Origin of the sequence: Hymenobacter rubripertinctus, assembly GCF_003583925.1 — a bacterium.
Classification (GTDB): domain Bacteria; phylum Bacteroidota; class Bacteroidia; order Cytophagales; family Hymenobacteraceae; genus Hymenobacter; species Hymenobacter rubripertinctus.
The window spans coordinates 1-906 of the sequence record NZ_QYCN01000109.1 but is presented as its reverse complement, the minus strand read 5'-3'; the positions used below and the strand labels follow the sequence as shown (position 1 = coordinate 906).

The following is a 906-nucleotide window of genomic DNA, read 5'->3' as shown; positions in this document are numbered from 1 at the left end:
AGAGTCTATCCGAATAGGGAATGAGGGTCAGCCAAAAAGACAATTGTACCACGTAATGCGCGCACAGGCAAAGTGGAGCATGGCCAAGTAGTTCTCCGGTTTTTTGGCCCAGCGAATCAGCAGATGCCGGAAGCGGTTGAGCCAAGAGTGGGTGCGCTCCACGACCCAGCGACGGGCCTTTTGGCCCGCTTTTTTAGCTGCAACCTCCTCGCCTCGTGGCCGGATGTGGGCCGTGTAGCCGTGCGCCGCCACGATTTCCCGTACCTGGGCGTAATCATAGCCCGCATCCAGACACAGGCCCTGCTCGCCACCCGCCGCCAAGTGGGCCTGGCGGGCCGCCTCCGCCGCTGGCGGCAGGCTGGCCAAGGTGCTTTCCGTCAGCTTCATATCATGCCGGTTGGCCCCCTCCAGCACCAAGCCGACTGGAATGCCGTGCGCCTCGGTCAGCAGACTGCGTTTGACGCCGCCTTTAGCGCGGTCCGTGGGGTTGGGGCCGGTTTTTTTCCCCGCCCAACGGCGCTTTGTGCAGCGAACCGTCGAGGGCCATCCAGTCGAAGTCGAGACCAATCAGGTCCTCGTAATCTTGCAGCGCTTCGTTCCAGAGGCGGGCAAAGACGCCGGCCTCGACCCACTGCTGAAAGCGGCTGTGGGCCGTGCTGGACGAGCAAATGCCGGTGGCACTCAGCGCTTTCCATTGGCAACCGGTGCGCAGCACGAAGAAAATGCCGTTCAGCACCTGGCGGTCGGGGATGCGCTGGCGGTGGCGGCCCAGCGGATGAGGTTTGGGCGTGTGCACGGGCAGCAGGGGCGAGAGGCGCGCCCAGAGCGTATCGGAAATCGTGAATTCTTGCGTCGTGGCCATGCCGCGAAAGTACCACTTCTTTAACTCCTATTCGGATAGACTCT

Annotated in this window: 1 protein-coding gene; it reads right to left on the bottom strand. The window is 62.5% G+C overall.

The window, feature by feature from the left end; translation table 11 throughout:
- Positions 1–27 precede the first annotated feature (27 nt).
- Positions 28–862, bottom strand: a protein-coding gene (locus tag D0T11_RS21730; RefSeq protein ID WP_394365767.1) for an IS5 family transposase whose coding sequence is annotated in 2 segments (ribosomal slippage) — positions 28–510 and positions 512–862 — 834 coding nt in all. Because the reading frame shifts where the segments join, the coding sequence is not laid out codon by codon here.
- Positions 863–906: the final 44 nt, after the last annotated feature.